This is a genomic window from Stutzerimonas balearica DSM 6083 (genome assembly GCF_000818015.1).
In the GTDB taxonomy this organism is placed as follows: Bacteria; Pseudomonadota; Gammaproteobacteria; order Pseudomonadales; family Pseudomonadaceae; genus Stutzerimonas; species Stutzerimonas balearica.
This window is the reverse complement of the sequence record NZ_CP007511.1, coordinates 1,156,451-1,171,423: the sequence shown is the minus strand read 5'-3', so window position 1 is coordinate 1,171,423 and position 14,973 is coordinate 1,156,451. Positions and strand designations below refer to the sequence as shown.

At 65.6% G+C, this 14,973-nt stretch carries 14 protein-coding genes; 9 read left to right on the top strand and 5 right to left on the bottom strand.

The window, feature by feature from the left end; genetic code table 11:
• The first annotated feature begins 64 nt into the window (after positions 1 to 64).
• Positions 65 to 250, top strand: coding sequence for a hypothetical protein (locus tag CL52_RS20575; RefSeq protein ID WP_074519956.1), 186 nt, complete (start codon positions 65 to 67; stop codon positions 248 to 250).
• A 42-nt stretch (positions 251 to 292) separates the two neighbouring features.
• Entirely contained in the window at positions 293 to 1,492 is a 1,200-nt protein-coding gene (pncB, locus tag CL52_RS05320) for a nicotinate phosphoribosyltransferase (RefSeq protein WP_043218973.1), read from the top strand.
• Here the strand turns inward: pncB and CL52_RS05315 are convergent.
• A complete protein-coding gene (locus CL52_RS05315; protein ID WP_052264518.1) occupies positions 1,460 to 2,665 on the bottom strand; it encodes a GGDEF domain-containing protein in 1,206 nt (401 codons plus the stop codon). The genes pncB and CL52_RS05315 overlap by 33 nt on opposite strands.
• Positions 2,666 to 2,992: 327 nt before the next feature.
• Positions 2,993 to 3,874 carry a hypothetical protein gene (locus CL52_RS05310; protein ID WP_043218972.1) on the bottom strand — a complete coding sequence of 294 codons (882 nt, stop codon included), beginning with the start codon at positions 3,872 to 3,874 and terminating at the stop codon, positions 2,993 to 2,995.
• A gap of 326 nt (positions 3,875 to 4,200) precedes the next feature.
• Here CL52_RS05310 and CL52_RS05305 point away from each other — a divergent pair, with 326 nt between their 5' ends.
• Entirely contained in the window at positions 4,201 to 4,467 is a 267-nt protein-coding gene (locus tag CL52_RS05305) for a hypothetical protein (protein WP_041107403.1), read from the top strand.
• 7 nt (positions 4,468 to 4,474) lie between these two features.
• Here the strand turns inward: CL52_RS05305 and CL52_RS05300 are convergent, their stop codons facing one another.
• Positions 4,475 to 5,365, bottom strand: a complete 891-nt coding sequence (locus CL52_RS05300; protein ID WP_041107405.1) for a LysR family transcriptional regulator ArgP — start codon at positions 5,363 to 5,365, stop codon at positions 4,475 to 4,477.
• 93 nt (positions 5,366 to 5,458) lie between these two features.
• On the opposite strand from CL52_RS05300, the gene CL52_RS05295 reads away from it, so the two are divergent.
• The 3 genes from CL52_RS05295 to CL52_RS05285 all read left to right on the top strand — a co-directional run bounded on the left by CL52_RS05295 (position 5,459) and on the right by CL52_RS05285 (position 9,307).
• Positions 5,459 to 6,070, top strand: coding sequence for a LysE/ArgO family amino acid transporter (locus tag CL52_RS05295; protein WP_043218969.1), 612 nt, complete (start codon positions 5,459 to 5,461; stop codon positions 6,068 to 6,070).
• Positions 6,071 to 6,408: 338 nt separating this feature from the next.
• Positions 6,409 to 6,987, top strand: coding sequence for a superoxide dismutase (locus tag CL52_RS05290; protein ID WP_041107408.1), 579 nt, complete (start codon positions 6,409 to 6,411; stop codon positions 6,985 to 6,987).
• Between the two features lie 268 nt (positions 6,988 to 7,255).
• Positions 7,256 to 9,307: a putative bifunctional diguanylate cyclase/phosphodiesterase gene (locus tag CL52_RS05285; protein WP_043218966.1), complete on the top strand. Its 2,052-nt coding sequence runs from the start codon at positions 7,256 to 7,258 to the stop codon at positions 9,305 to 9,307.
• 4 nt (positions 9,308 to 9,311) lie between these two features.
• On the opposite strand, the gene CL52_RS05280 is transcribed toward CL52_RS05285, so the two are convergent.
• Positions 9,312 to 10,202, bottom strand: a complete 891-nt coding sequence (locus CL52_RS05280) for a GIDE domain-containing protein (protein ID WP_041107412.1) — start codon at positions 10,200 to 10,202, stop codon at positions 9,312 to 9,314.
• Between the two features lies 1 nt (position 10,203).
• Positions 10,204 to 10,776: a LemA family protein gene (locus CL52_RS05275; protein ID WP_043218965.1), complete on the bottom strand. Its 573-nt coding sequence runs from the start codon at positions 10,774 to 10,776 to the stop codon at positions 10,204 to 10,206.
• 171 nt (positions 10,777 to 10,947) lie between these two features.
• On the opposite strand from CL52_RS05275, the gene CL52_RS05270 reads away from it, so the two are divergent.
• The 3 genes from CL52_RS05270 (at position 10,948) to CL52_RS05260 (ending at position 14,971) form a co-directional block, all read left to right on the top strand.
• On the top strand, positions 10,948 to 12,282 hold the full coding sequence (locus CL52_RS05270; protein WP_043218963.1) for an imelysin family protein: 1,335 nt from the start codon (positions 10,948 to 10,950) through the stop codon (positions 12,280 to 12,282).
• A 129-nt stretch (positions 12,283 to 12,411) separates the two neighbouring features.
• Positions 12,412 to 13,830, top strand: a complete 1,419-nt coding sequence (locus CL52_RS05265) for a di-heme oxidoreductase family protein (RefSeq protein ID WP_043218961.1) — start codon at positions 12,412 to 12,414, stop codon at positions 13,828 to 13,830.
• A gap of 64 nt (positions 13,831 to 13,894) precedes the next feature.
• Positions 13,895 to 14,971, top strand: a complete 1,077-nt coding sequence (locus tag CL52_RS05260; protein WP_043218959.1) for an imelysin family protein — start codon at positions 13,895 to 13,897, stop codon at positions 14,969 to 14,971.
• Positions 14,972 to 14,973: the final 2 nt, after the last annotated feature.

Genomic DNA, 14,973 nt, shown 5'->3' with positions numbered 1-14,973 from the left:
GTCAAGTTATAAGCGCTAATTATTCGACACGTTTAAGCGAAACTTTGGCGAGCACTATCAAGGCATGCAGAAGACAATTCGCAACGCCCCTCCTGCACTGCTCAAGCCGGGCGACCAGAGCGCACCGGGCACGCCGGGAAGCGGTGAAAACCTTTGCCTCGCCTGCCAGGGCAGCGGCACCTGTAACGGTACGACTTGCGCAACCTGCGGCGGAACCGGCAAGGTCATCGAAGGCATCGGCGGCGGCTGAACGCTGACGGCGCCGGCCATTCACTCCCGCACGGAGGCTTCGATGCCCAGCGCGTTTTCCGACCAGATCGTGCCGAGCCTGCTCGACACCGACTTCTACAAGCTGACGATGATGCAGGCCGTGCTGCATCACTACCCCAATGCCGAAGTCGAATGGGCCTTCCGCTGCCGTTCGGATGAGGATCTGACGCCCCACCTGGGCGCCATCGCCGAGCAGATCGAGCGGCTGGCCGACCTGAGCATGCAGCCTGAGGAGCTCGCCTTTCTCGAGCGTATCCCCTACATGCAGCCGGACTTCATCCGTTTCCTCGGCCTGTTTCGCTTCGACCTGCGCTACCTGGGCATCGAAACCCAGGGCGGCGAACTGATCATCCACATTCGCGGGCCGTGGCTGCATGTGATCCTGTTCGAGGTGCCCTTGCTGGCGATCATCAGCGAGGTGCGCAATCGCGCCGCCTACCCGCACGTCAGGCTCGAACAGGTGCGCGACCGCCTGGTGGAAAAGTGCGACTGGCTGCGCGAGCAGGCCAGCGCCGAGGAACTGGCGGGCTTCACACTGGCCGACTTCGGCACCCGGCGACGCTTTTCCCACGCCGTGCAGCAGATGGTGGCCACCGAACTGCCAGGACTGTTTCCCGGGCACTTCGTCGGCACCAGCAACGTCCATCTGGCGCGCACGCTGGGGCTGCGGCCGATGGGCACCATGGCCCACGAGTGGATCATGGCGCACCAGCAGCTCGGCCCGCGGCTGATCGACAGCCAGCGAGCCGCGCTGGACTGCTGGGTCCGTGAATACCGCGGTGCGCTGGGTATCGCGCTGACCGACTGCATCACCATGGACGCCTTCCTGCGCGATTTCGACCTGTTCTTCGCCAAGCTCTTCGATGGCCTGCGCCACGACTCCGGCGACCCGCTGGAATGGGCGGAAAAGGCCATCGCCCACTACCACAAGCTGGGGATCGACCCACGGACCCGCCAGTTGGTGTTTTCCGATGGCCTGGACTTCGCCAAGGCCCTGCAGATCTACCGCGCGCTGGCCGGGCGCTGCCGGCCGAGCTTTGGCATCGGCACCGGCCTGACCTGCGATGTACCCGGCGTGCGGCCGACGAACATGGTGATCAAGATGACCGCCTGCAACGGGCAGCCGGTGGCGAAAATCTCCGACTCGCCCGGCAAGACCATGTGTCGCGACCCGGCCTTCGTCAGCTACCTACGCCACGTGTTCGGATTGCAGGCAGGCTGACTCGGCAGCGAGCAGCGGCTGACCGCCGGGCTGCAGGCAGTTGCGCCCGGCGCGCTTGGCTTCGTACATGCGCCGGTCGGCCAGCTCCAGCAGCTCGCGGCAATCGGTGATGCGGTCGGCGCGTCGCTCGGCCAGGCCGATACTCGCAGTCAGCGGCGTGCCTTCCGGGCGCAAGCCGAGCCCACTGCGCATGACCCGGGCCAACGCCTGCTGGGCCTGGAGCATGTCGGTCTCGGGCATGATCAGCAAAAACTCCTCGCCGCCCCAGCGCACCAGGCTGTCCGAACCGCGCAGCGTGCCGAGCAGCGCGCGCGCGGCATCGCGCAGGACCTCATCGCCGGCCTCATGACCGTAGCGATCGTTGATCGCCTTGAAGTGATCCAGATCGATGAACGCCAGCGCCAGCGCGCTGTTGTTGCGCCGCGCCGAGTCCCATTGCAGCTTGAGAATCTCCTCACCGCTGCCGCGCGAGAAGATGCCGGTGAGCGGATCGCGGATGGCCTGGCGTACCAGCGCGACCATGAAGGCGAGCTGGCTCATACCGGCCAGGCTCGCCACCCCGGCGATCAGGATCAGCAGCCAGAACGCGCCGGCGAACGAAGGCCAGTTCAGCGTCGCCCAGCTGAGGTAACCCGCCAGCGCCTGTGCCAGCAGCAGCACCACACCCAGCAGCAGGCTTTCGAGCAACGTCAGGGGAAAGATCGTCAGCCCGGCCATCAGGACGAACGGCAGGAAGGCATAGCCGGCGCCGACCACCGCCGAGAACTGCACGAGCTGATAGGAGCCGAGCAACGTATGCGAGGCGATGTAGAACACCGTGGGAATGGCAAGCAGAATGGCAATGGCCCGATACGCATCGAGCAGGTTGCCGCTCGGCCGGTAGAACACCAGCAGCGAGGTGAAGGCCAGGCAGGCCGCCAGGCGGAATCCGGCCAGGCGCAGCCACAGCTGGGTATCGAACACCATCAGGTCGATCACCGACCACAGCGGTGTCAGCACAGCGAAGAGAAAGGCGAACAGCCGTACCCGGTCGACGATCATCATCGCGCGCCGCTGGCAGAGCAGCAGCGGGTGGCGGTTCGGCACCAGCAAGTGGCGCAGTTCGGAGGTCTTGAGCTCACCCGGCAGCAGGGTGGCCAGACTGGTACGCAGCAGATCGCTCAGCGAAGTCATTTTATTGTTCTACCCACGGCAGGGAATAACGCAAAGGGGCCTTGCCAATTTCGTAACACTCCCTGTTACGCATACACGGGTCTCGCATGATGGCATCCGGCCAGCGTGCGATCGTAACGGAGCCACCAGCCGTTTCATTGAGCCAGGACAAGAAGATCGGCATTTGCCGTCCGCTCAACTGACAAAAGGGATAACGCGGGATGTTGGAGTGCGCTGACTGAGACCTGCTCTATCGCGGCAACGACAACCGTGATCAGGGCCTGAACCTGTCGATCAGCTGGGATCTGTAAGCCAGTCGGGGCAGCCTGCCGGCTGCCCCGACCGGCCTCAGCGGGCGTCGATCTGGCCTTGCAGGTTGGCGATCTGGCTCTGCAGGGTGTTGATGTGGCGGGTCATCTGCGCGCGGAAGGCGTCGAACTCGCCAGTCGTCGGGCCCTGCGCAGCGGCGGGCCGGTTGTCCAGCTCGCTACGCAGTACCAGCAGATCCTGCTCGAGCCGGCTGATCGCCTGGCTGGGATTGCCCCGTTGCTGCAGAGCCTCGACATCCTTGCGCAGCGCGTCGACGGCTGCGGCGAGTTTCGTCTGCCCGTCCAGTGCCGTTTTCAACGAAGCCTGTTCGCTGGCGAGCGTCTTGAGCGTATCGCCCTGGCGGGCCAGCTCGGTCTGCTGGCTGCGCAGCCCGGTGGCGGCCGTCTCCAGCTTGGCACCCTGCTCGTCCAGGCGCTTGTCCTGGTTGCCCTGACGCCCCAGCAGGCTCTGCTGCTCCGTCGCAAAGGCCTGCTGCTTGCGGCCGAGTTCGACCATCTGATTTTCCAGTTGCTTGATGCGCAGCTTCACCGCTTCGCTCTCGGTGGTGACGCTCGACTCGGCGGCGACGACCTTGCCGCTGATGTCCTGCAGGCGTCCGACCGCATCCTCGCTGATGCGCGCAAAGCTCTCCTGCGTGGCCACCAGTTGCAACTCCAGCGCCCCGATACGCTGGTTGCTCCACCAGCCCAGCCCCGCCAGGCCGATCAACAGCGCCACCACCAGAGCCCACAGCGGTGCGGTGCTCGCGCCGCGGCGGCGCTGGCGACTGCGCGAACCCTCATCCTGCATGGCAGGGCGCGGCATCGGCTCGAGCGCCGGCGGTGGATAGGGCGTCTCGCGCTCTCGCGCGGCGGTCAGGCTGGTGATCGGGTCCACTTCATCGTGAGCATCGTTGCGCATGGAATACCTTCGTCGCGCGGAAAAAATCGACGCGCAGTATAACGGTTAGTCAAGGCCCGGGCAGTGCCGAGGCCGCCGCCTCGCCCTGCACCGAGATAAGGCAGATCAAGGCCCGCATTGCTCATCGCGGTGCGTACAACCGACAGCCCGCTCGTCCGGGCTATGGAGCATCAGCCAGGCCAGGCCGCATGCCGCGCGGCTTCGACCGCGGTGCTGCCGCCGATCCTTGCAGCCCTCGCGGCTGGTACGCCCTTTGCTGTAGCCACCTTGCCAGCGGACAGCACCCTCGACAGGGATGTCGGCCCACCGGGCCCACGGAGAAATACATGGAACTGAACAAAGCGGTTCTCGACTGCATGCGCCAACTGCGGCGCCGACTGCGCGACGAGCAGCAGATCGAGATTCACCTGAACCAGCCCGATGCGATCGCAGCCATGCTTGCCGCCTGCCTGCACTCGGCCGATGAGCAGACCCAGGCACTCGGCCGCCAGCTGGCCAGCCTCACCGACAGCGCCCCAAGGGCGCGCCCGGCCGAACCGCCGGCAACTGCCGGTACGGTACGCATCTACCGCGGCCAGCGCGTACTGGCCTGAGCGGCGCTCAGCCGAGCACCAGCCAGCTGCCAGCGCAGCGCACCAGGTGCCGGGTCAGCTCGTCCAGCAAGGCGCCGCCGTTGCGCCAGTGGTGCCAGTACAGCGGAACGTCGATCGGCGGCCCGGACAGCACATCGACCAGCTCGCCCCGTTCAAGTTCGCCGCGCACCTGCAGCTCCGGCACGAGCCCCCAGCCCAGCCCGCTCTGCAGCATGCGGACAAAGCCCTCCGACGACGGGCAGAGATGGTGGATAAAGCCGTCCGAGCCCCCCACCGCCGTGATGTAGCGGTGCTGCAGGCGATCATCCGGCCCGAAGACGATGGCCGGCGCCTTGGCCAGGGCTTCGGCCGAGGGCCGTCCTGCCAGGTGCCGTTCGATGAACGCCGGGCTGGCCAGTGCGCGGTAACGCATCGCCCCCAGATACTGGCTGCGCGCGCCTGCCAGCGGCCGCTCGGCGGCACACACGCAAGCGGCGACCTCGCCGGCGCGCATGCGCTTGAGCCCGACCGCCTGATCCTCGACCACGTGGTCGAGCAACACCCGATGCCCGGCGCAGAACGGCGCGACCGCTGCGGCCCACCAGGTCGCCAGGCTGTCGGCGTTCAGCGCGATGCGCAGCCGCTCGGGCAGGTCGCTGTCGTCCAGCGCCGGGACCTGGCTCTGCAGGTCCCGCTCGAGCAATCGCACCTGCTGCACGTGATTGAGCAGGCGCTGGCCCAGCTCGGTCGGCCGGGGCGGCATCGAGCGCAGCAACACCGGCTGGCCGACGCGCGCCTCCAGGAGCTTGATGCGCTGCGAAACGGCCGACTGGGACAGGCCCAGGACCTGGGCCGCACGCTCGAAGCCGGCCTGCTCGACAACGGCCGCGAGCGCGGCGAGCAGCTTGTAGTCGAACATCAGCTTTCCTAATGAGGGTTAACGAATATTCGTTTCTCTTATACGGCGGCGCCACCCAGACTGCCAGCCTTCGTTTCGTGCAAGGTCTTCATCATGGGAACCCTCTGGAGCAGTTATCTGAACGGGCTGGCCGTGACCGCCGGCTTGATCGTCGCGATCGGGGCACAGAATGCCTTCGTCCTGGCGCAGAGCCTGCGCCGCGAGCACCACCTGCCTGTGGCCGTGCTGTGCATCTTCTGCGATGCCGTCCTCGTCAGCCTGGGGGTGTTCGGGCTCGCCGCGCTGCTCGCCGAAAGTCCGACACTGCTCAGCGTGACCCGCTGGGGCGGCGTGGCATTCCTGCTCTGGTACGGCCTGCAGGCATTGCTGCGTGCGCTGCGGCCACAGGCCCTGCAACAGGGCGACGAGCCGCGGCCGCGTTCGCTGCGCGCGGTGCTGCTGACAGCCCTGGCCGTCACCCTGCTCAATCCCCATGTCTATCTCGACACGGTGCTGCTGATCGGCTCGCTCGGTGCGCAGCAGCCGGAGCCCGGTGCCTACACCGCGGGAGCTGCCAGCGCCTCGCTGGCCTGGTTCACGATGCTCGCGCTCGGCGGCGCCTGGCTGGCGCCCTGGTTGGCGCGGCCGCTGACCTGGCGGCTGATCGACCTGGGGGTAGCCGGCATGATGTTCGCGGTCGCCGCGCAGCTGGCCTTCGCCGGCTGACGCTTCGGCGGGAACGTCTGCCGGTGGCCGAGGTCCACGCTGGGTGCAGTCGGCATCGCTATCGGCGCTGCCGATTGCAGCTGGTTTCCCATACAGTTGCCGCGTGGTTTTGCCGCAGGTCGGGTGCTATGATCCCTGGCCTGCGGGTCGGAGCGCCGCGCTCCAGCCCGCCTGTTCGGCCGCCGTGACGGCCAGAGATTGCGCAATCCGTGTGGCGAGCGAAGGAACGCCGGACGAGCCCAGGAAGCTACAGACTTCCGCTTGATCGGTCGACGCGCAGGCGTCGCCTCGTCTTCCAAGCTGCCGCATCCAATCCTCACCTGAGTAGGAGATACAACATGGCTTTCGAATTGCCGCCGCTGCCTTACGAAAAGAACGCTCTCGAGCCGCACATGTCCGCCGAGACCCTGGACTACCACCACGACAAGCACCATGCCGCTTACGTGACCAACCTGAACAACCTGGTCCCGGGCACCGAATTCGAAGGCAAGGATCTGGAGAGCATCATCAAGACCTCTTCGGGCGGCATCTTCAACAACGCCGCGCAGGTCTGGAACCACACCTTCTTCTGGAACTGCCTGTCGCCCAACGGCGGCGGCCAGCCCACCGGCGCCCTGGCTGATGCCATCAACGCCTCGTTCGGCTCCTTCGACAAGTTCAAGGAAGAGTTCACCAAGACCGCCATCGGCACCTTCGGCTCCGGTTGGGCCTGGCTGGTGAAGAAGTCCGACGGCAGCCTGGGCCTGGCGAGCACCATCGGTGCCGGCAACCCGATGACCGCCGGCGACAAGCCGCTGCTGACCTGCGACGTGTGGGAGCATGCCTACTACATCGACTACCGCAACGCCCGTCCGAAGTTCGTCGAAGCGTTCTGGAACCTGGTCAACTGGGACTTCGTCGCGAAGAACTTCGCCTGAGTCCTCGGCGTCGCGCCGCGACGCCAGCGTCCGAAAAATGCCCGTTTCGTCAGAACGGGCATTTTTCGTTTAAGAACCAGCGCTTGATTGCCGCTAACAGGACTGGTCACAGAAAACTTTACCCTGCATCCTGCCCGGGTATCGCCTTGCGCCAAACACATAACAACAAGAGGTTTTCCCATACGAACCATTGCCGTGCTTTTGACGAGACGAACCGCTCTGCCAATACTCGTCTCTGTGCACAGGCGCGGAAATTAAGGTCACTCCCTTGAAGTTGGAACTGCGCAACAGCCTGTCAAGAAAGCTACTGCGAGTAGTACTGCTGTCGGCATTGGCCGTCGGCCTTGCCTTGAGCTGTGCGCAGATCATCTTCGGCGCCTACAAGACGCGCCAGCTCATCAGCGACGACGCCCAGCGCATCCTGCGCATGACACGCGCCCCCTCCACCCAGGCGATCTACAGCCTGGACCGCGAAATGGGCCAGCAGGTCATGGAAGGGCTGTTCGAGCACGAATCGATTCGCCGGGCCATGATCGGGCACCCTGGCGAGGAACCGCTGGCCAGCAAGAGCCGGCCGCCCATGAAGCTGGCCACCCGCGAGCTGACCGATGCGATCTTCGGCGCCGACCAGCAGTATTCGGTGCCGCTGATCGGCCAGCCGCCCTACAACGAGTATTACGGCGATCTGCAGATCACCCTGGACACGGCGCGCTACGGCGAGGAATTCGTCAGCGACTCGGTGGTGATCTTCTTTGTCGGCATCCTTCGCGCGCTGACCCTGGGCATCATCCTCTACCTGATCTACGAGTGGCTGCTGACGCGCCCGCTGACCAAGCTCATCGAACACCTGGCGCATATCAACCCCGACCACCCCGGCGAGCACAAGCTGCCGCTGCTCAAGGGTCACGAGCGCAACGAACTGGGGCTTTGGGTCGAAACCGCCAACGGCCTGCTCGGCGCCATAGAGCACAACATGCGCCTGCGCCAGCAGGCCGAAAGCAGCCTGCAGCGAATGACGCTGTACGACGCGCTCACCGGGCTGCCGAACCGCCAGCAACTGCAACGCCAGCTGGACCATATCCTCGACGAGGCACGCCGCACACAGCGCAAGGTCGCCGTCCTCTGTCTCGGGCTCGATGACTTCAAGGGCATCAACGAGCGCTACAGCTACCAGGCCGGCGACCGCCTGCTCGTCGCCCTGGCCGAGCGGCTCGGCAACCTGAGCGGACATCTGGGCACGCTGGCGCGCCTGGGCGGCGATCAGTTCGTCATGGTGCTCGACGACCTCGACGAGCCCTACGAGGCAGCCGAGCTGGCGCAGAAAGTGCTCGACAACCTGGAAACGCCGATCGACCTCAACGATCAACGGGTCAGGCTCCGCGCGACGCTTGGCATCACCCTGTTTCCGGAAGATGGCGACAGCCCGGAAAAACTCCTGCAAAAGGCCGAGCAGACCATGACGCTGGCCAAGAGTCGCGCGCGCAACCGCTACCAGTTCTATGTCGCCAGCATCGACAAGGAGATGCGCCAGCGCCGCGAGCTGGAGACCGAGCTGAGCGAAGCGCTCAAGCAGGGCGAGTTCTACCTCGTCTACCAGCCGCAGGTGGACTACCGGCAGCAGCGCATCACTGGCGTCGAAGCGCTGATTCGCTGGAAACGTCCCGACGGCAAGCTGGTTCCGCCGGACGTGTTCATCCCGCTGGCCGAGCAGAACGGCAGCATTCTCGCCATTGGCGAGTGGGTGCTCGAGGAAGCCTGCCGACAGCTGGCAGAGTGGCGTAGCCAGGGGCTGACCTGGTTGCGCGTGGCCGTCAATCTGTCGACCGCCCAACTGCACCACCCGGAGCTGCCGACACGGGTCGAGCAGTTGCTCAGTCGTTATGCGCTGCCGGCTGAGACACTGGAGCTGGAAGTGACCGAGACGGGGCTGATGGAAGATATCCAGGCCGCCGCCGAGAACCTGCACAGCCTGCGCCGCTCGGGTGCCCTGATTTCCATCGATGATTTCGGAACTGGCTATTCATCGCTCAGCTATCTGAAGAGCCTGCCGCTGGACAAGATCAAGATCGACAAGAGCTTCGTCCAGGACATCCATTGCGACGAAGGCGGCGCCACCATCGTTCGCGCGGTTATCCAGCTCGGCAAGAGTCTGGGTATGAAGGTGATCGCCGAAGGCGTGGAAACCGCGGAGCAGGAGGCCTACCTGATCGGCGAAGGCTGCCATGAAGGCCAGGGCTACTACTACAGCAAGCCCATCACCCCGCAGGAACTGACTCCGCTGCTGCAGCGTACCGCCACGCTCGGCGCGCTGACGACCTGAGCGCTCAGTAAACGCTCCCCAGGTGTACGGCCAGCCAGACTGCGCCGGCCAGGCAGAGCAGCAGCCCACCGGCAGCCTGCAGATAGAAGCGCCGGGCGATCACATCCTCGCCATGACTGGAAAGCACGAACGGCAAGCCATCGCCCGGTTTGCCCAGGCGATGCAGCAGCGGCTCCTGACTCGCCTGCCGCTGGCGATCCTCCGCCTCCAGGCCTGCCGCCAGCCGTACCCGACGCCATTCCTGCTCGTCCAATTGGCCGTCGGCATTGCTGTCGAAACGCGCGAGCAGGCCGGCAAAATCACCCTTCCATTGCCGAATGACCTCCGCGCGCAGGGCATCCAGATTCATCGCCTGCCGCCCACCACCAGCGCTGCGGAACTCGCCGATGGCGTAGAGCGGCTCACCGGCGTGCAGGCGCTCTTCGGTATAGCGATAGCGGCTGCCCATCCCCAACAGCTGCAGCAGGCCGCCCGGTGCGCCGCCCCGCGGGTGCCGACGGTCGCCGGTCCAGCGTCGCCGCCAGGCCGGCAGCACTTCCGCACCACGCGGATCGATCAGGCACTCGCCGGTCGCATCGGTCAGGCGCAACCAGCCCTCGCTTTCTCCCCGCTCGATCACGGCCCAGCTGCTGCGCTTCCCGCTGGCACGGTATTCCTCGATGCAGTAACGCCACCACAGGCACGGCTCGCCGGTCAGCGGGGCGAACAACGGGCTCTCACTGGCCGCGCCGAGCACTCCGACCAGTTCGGTATACCCCTGCGCCGCCGAGCGGATCCGCGACGTCGGCGTGTCCTGCAGATGGCGCACACGCGACCAGCGACCAATGCAAAGAACCGCGCCGCCCACGCAGAAGGAGGCGCCCATGGCCAGGCTCAGAAACGCGCCCAGGTCCATATCAGCCGAACAGCGTCTTGAGATTGACGTCGGCCTTCTCCGCCTCGCCGAACTCGAGCAAAGACGCCGGCTTGAAGCCGAACAGCCGCGCCAGCAGCACATCCGGAAACTGCTCGATGCGTACGTTGTTCAGGTTTACCGCTTCGTTGTACAGCTCCCGGCGATCGGCGATGCCGCTTTCCAGGCCGGAGATGCGTTGCTGCAGGTGCGCGAAGCTACTGTCGGCCTTCAGCTGCGGGTAGTTTTCAGCCAGCGCAAAGAGCCGCCCCAGACTGCTCCGCAGGCCGGTTTCGGCCCGTCCCAGCGAGCCGATGTCGCCCAGCTCGCGCGCACTGGCCACTTCGCCACGCGCACGGATCACCTGCTCGAGCGTGTTGCGCTCGTGCTGCATGTATTGCTTGCAGGTTTCGACCAGCTTGGGCAGCTCCTCGTGTCGCTGGCGCAGCAGCACATCAATGTTCGCCCACGCCTTGCCGACCCCGTGTTTCAGCCTCACCAAGCCGTTGTAGAGAATCACCGCATACGCGGCGATGAAGAATCCCGATACGAGAACGATTACCGTGGTCAGACTCATGGGGGCGCCTCCAGCGCAGTCGAATGGCCAGCATTCTAACGGTCGGCCGGCAAGATGACGGAGAGGCGGCTCACGCATTGCCTTTGCACAAAATGCAAATCTTTCGCATTATTACTGTCCCTACGGCATCCTCGACTGAGGCCGATGTTCGAACGCAAAAGGACCCCGCTCATGCTACGCACCCCCACTTGGGCAACCGTTACCCTGCTGGCCGTTGCTGTCTCCCTGGCAGGCTGCGAGAAGGAAGAGCCCTACAACCAGACCGCTGCGCCCGAAGCGACCACCCAGGCACCGGCCGCCGACCAGGCCGCCAAGCTCGACCAGGCCGCAGCCAAGGCCGTGGTCGAACATTACGCCGATCTCGCGCTGGCGATCTTCAGCGATGCGCATGCCGCCGGCGTGAAGCTGCAGGACGCGGTCGACGCCCTGCTCGCCAACCCCAACGAGCAGGCGCTGGATGCCGCCAAGCAGGCCTGGCTGGCCGCGCGCGTGCCCTACATGCAGACCGAGGTGTTCCGCTTCGGCAACCCGGTGGTCGATGACTGGGAAGGCCAGCTCAATGCGTGGCCGCTGGACGAGGGGCTGATCGACTACGTGCAAGGCGACTACCAGCATGCCCTGGGCAACCCGGGCGCCACCGCCAACATCATCGCCAACCGCGAGATCCAGATCGGCGAAGACAAGATCGACATCAGCGAGATCACCGGCGAGAAGCTGGCCAGCCTCAATGAACTGGCGGGGTCCGAAGCGAACGTCGCCACCGGCTACCACGCCATCGAATTTCTGCTCTGGGGCCAGGACCTCAACGGCACCAACCCCGGCGCCGGCCAGCGTCCGGTCAGCGATTTCGTAGAGGGCGAAGGCTGCACCGGCGGCAACTGCGACCGTCGTCGCGCCTACCTGAAAGCGGCGACCGAGCTCCTGGTCAGCGACCTGGCCGAAATGGTCGAGCAATGGAAGGCTGGCAACGATGGCAACTACCGAGCCTCTCTGCTCGCCGAACCTGCCAAGAACGGCCTGCGCAAGATGCTCTTTGGCATGGGCAGCCTGTCGCTCGGCGAGCTCGCCGGCGAGCGGATGAAGGTGGCGCTGGAGGCGAATTCCACCGAAGACGAGCATGACTGCTTCAGCGACAACACGCACAACTCGCACTTCTACAACGCCAAGGGCATCCGCAACGTGTATCTGGGCGAGTATCAGCGTATCGATGGCAGCACCCTGACCGGCCCGAGCCTGTCGTCGCTAGTAGCCGCCAACAGCCCGGAGGTCGACAGTACATTGAAGACCGATCTGGAGAGCACCGAAGCCAAGCTTCAGGTTCTTGTCGCCAGCGCCGAGCAAGGCGAGGCCTTCGACCAGCTGATCGCCGCAGACAACGCCGAGGGCCAGGAAAAGGTGCGTAACGCCATCGCCGCGCTGGTCAAGCAGACTGCCGCCATCGAGCAGGCCGCCGCTGCGCTGGGCATCTCCGACCTGAATCCGGATACCGCCGACCATCAGTTCTAACCGCCAGGGGGTGCGGGCAATCCGCGCCCCCGCTTGCCCCGCGCAAGCCCTGGATAAATGAAAACAGCTCTTATTCAAGCTCGCTTAGCCTGCTAAGATTAAGCCTTCGTTTCGCCATCCCCGATCGTCATGCCCCTCCTCGCTCGTCTGTCTCTCGCCGCTCTCGTCACCCTCGGAATCAGCGCCTGCGATAAAGCGCCCGATCGCTTCGCCGCGGCCGAACCCGGCGAGGCCTTCAGTGGCGGCGCGACCAGCGTCAGGCAGTACGATCAGAACGCCTTCTCGCAGCCGTCGGCGAATCTCTCTCCCATGCGCCGGCTGGACTTCAGCGTCGGCAACAGTTTCTTCCGCAACCCCTGGGTGATCGCACCGGCGTCGACGACAGCGCGCGACGGACTGGGCCCCCTACTGAACACCAATGCCTGCCAGAGCTGCCACATCAAGGATGGTCGCGGGCATGCACCGGATGAAACCGCGACCAGCGCCGTGTCGATGCTGGTGCGCCTGTCGATACCCGCCGGGCCCGAGCACAGCGAGGTCGTGCGCCAGCGGGGCATTGCACCGGAGCCGACCTACGGTGGCCAACTACAGGACATGGCCATTCCCGGCATCGCCCCCGAGGCTCGCGTGCGCCTGCGGTACGAGACCCGGCGGGTTCGCTTCGCCGATGGTCACGAGGTCGAACTGCGCTCACCGATACTGCAGCTCAGCGAGCTGGGTTATGGCCCGCTGCACCCCGACACGCTGTTCTCGCTGCGCACCGCCCCGCAGATGATCGGCCTGGGCTTGCTCGAGGCAATTCCGGAACAGGCGCTGCTGGCCAATGCCGACCCGGAGGACCGAGACGGTGACGGAATCTCCGGGCGACCGAACCGGGTCTACGACCAGGTCAGCGGTGACACCGTGATCGGTCGCTTCGGCTGGAAGGCCGGGCAACCGACGCTGAACCAGCAGAATGCCGACGCCTTCTTCAACGACATGGGCCTGAGCACCAGCCTGTTCAGCGGCAGCAGCTGCACCGATGCGCAGAGCGCCTGTGCCGAGATGCCGCATGGTGGCGAGCCGGAGGTCAGTGACTCTATTCTGGCGCAGGTTCTGTTCTACACCCGCAACCTCGGCGTACCGATGCGACGCGACGTCGATCATCCCGAGGTTCTGGCCGGCAAGCGCCTGTTCCATCGCGCCGGTTGCCAGAATTGCCATACGCCGCAGTTCACCACCGCCAGCAGCGGTGTCGAGCCGGAGTTGGCAGGACAGGTCTTTCGCCCCTATACCGACTTGCTGCTGCATGACATGGGCGATGGGCTCGCCGATGGCCGCCCGGAGTTCGAGGCCACCGGCCGCGAGTGGCGCACCCCACCGCTCTGGGGAGTCGGCCTGACCCAGGCGGTCAGCGGACATACCCGCTTTCTCCATGATGGTCGTGCGCGCAATCTCATGGAGGCGATTCTCTGGCATGGTGGCGAAGCCGAAGCGGCGCGCCAGACCGTGCTGACCTTCGACCAGACCGAACGCGCCGCACTGCTGCGCTTTCTGGAATCGCTCTGACCCACCCGCCGCAGCCCGCTCGCTGCGGCACAGCCCGCCGGAAACACCGGCCTGAAGAGGAACCATGGCACTCAGACCCGTACTTGGCGGTATCACCGGCGCCCTGCTCGGCAGCCTGTTGCTCACTGCCTGCAGCCCTGCCGACCCGTTCGCCGAAACCAGCAAGGCGCTGACCGAACAGGTGCTGCTGCCGGCCTACGTCGATTGGGCGGAAACCGACCGCCGCCTGGCCGCCAGTGCCATCGCCTTCTGCGCCGAAAACGAACCGCTGGATCAGGCGCGGCAGGCCTTCGTCGAGGCACAGACCGCCTGGGCCGGGCTGCAACCTTTGCTGATCGGCCCGTTGGGCGAAGGCAATACGGCCTGGCAGGTGCAGTTCTGGCCGGACAAGAAGAACCTGGTCGCACGCCAGGTCAATCGCCTGCTGGATGACAAGCCGGACCTGACGCGCGCCGATCTCGACGAAGCGAGCGTGGTCGTCCAGGGGCTGACCGCCTACGAATACATCCTGTTCGATCCCGATCTGGCCATTTCCGAGCCTGCCACACGGGCGCGCTATTGCCCCTTGCTGGTGGCCATCGGCGAGCACCAGCAGCGCCTCTCGGCAGGCATCGTCGAGCAGTGGAAGGCCAAGGAAGGCATGGCCGCTCAATTGCTGGAGTTTCCCAGCAGCCGCTATGCCGAGCCACGCGAGGCGGTCGCCGAGTTGCTGCGCGTGCAGGTCAATGCGCTCGACGGGCTGAAGAAGAAGCTCGGCGCCCCGCTCGGCCGGCAGACCAAGGGACACCCGCAGCCGTTCCAGGCCGAAGGCTGGCGCAGCGACACCACCCTCGCCAGCCTGGATGCAGCGCTCGCCGCAGCGCAGCGACTCTGGCAAGGCGACCAGGGCAATGGCCTGCGCGCCTTGCTCGACGACAGCCAGAGCCCGCTCGCCGAACGCATCGACCAGGGTTACGCCGAACTGCGAGCCGGGATCGCCGCCGTGCAGCCCCCCTTTGCCGAGCGCCTCGCCGAGGCCGAAGGGCGTGATCAGCTGTCCGCGCTGTACAAGCAGCTCGACGCGCTGCATCGCCTGCACCAGACCGAGCTGGCCCGCGCCCTCGGCGTGCAGATCGGCTTCAACGCCCACGACGGAGACTGAGC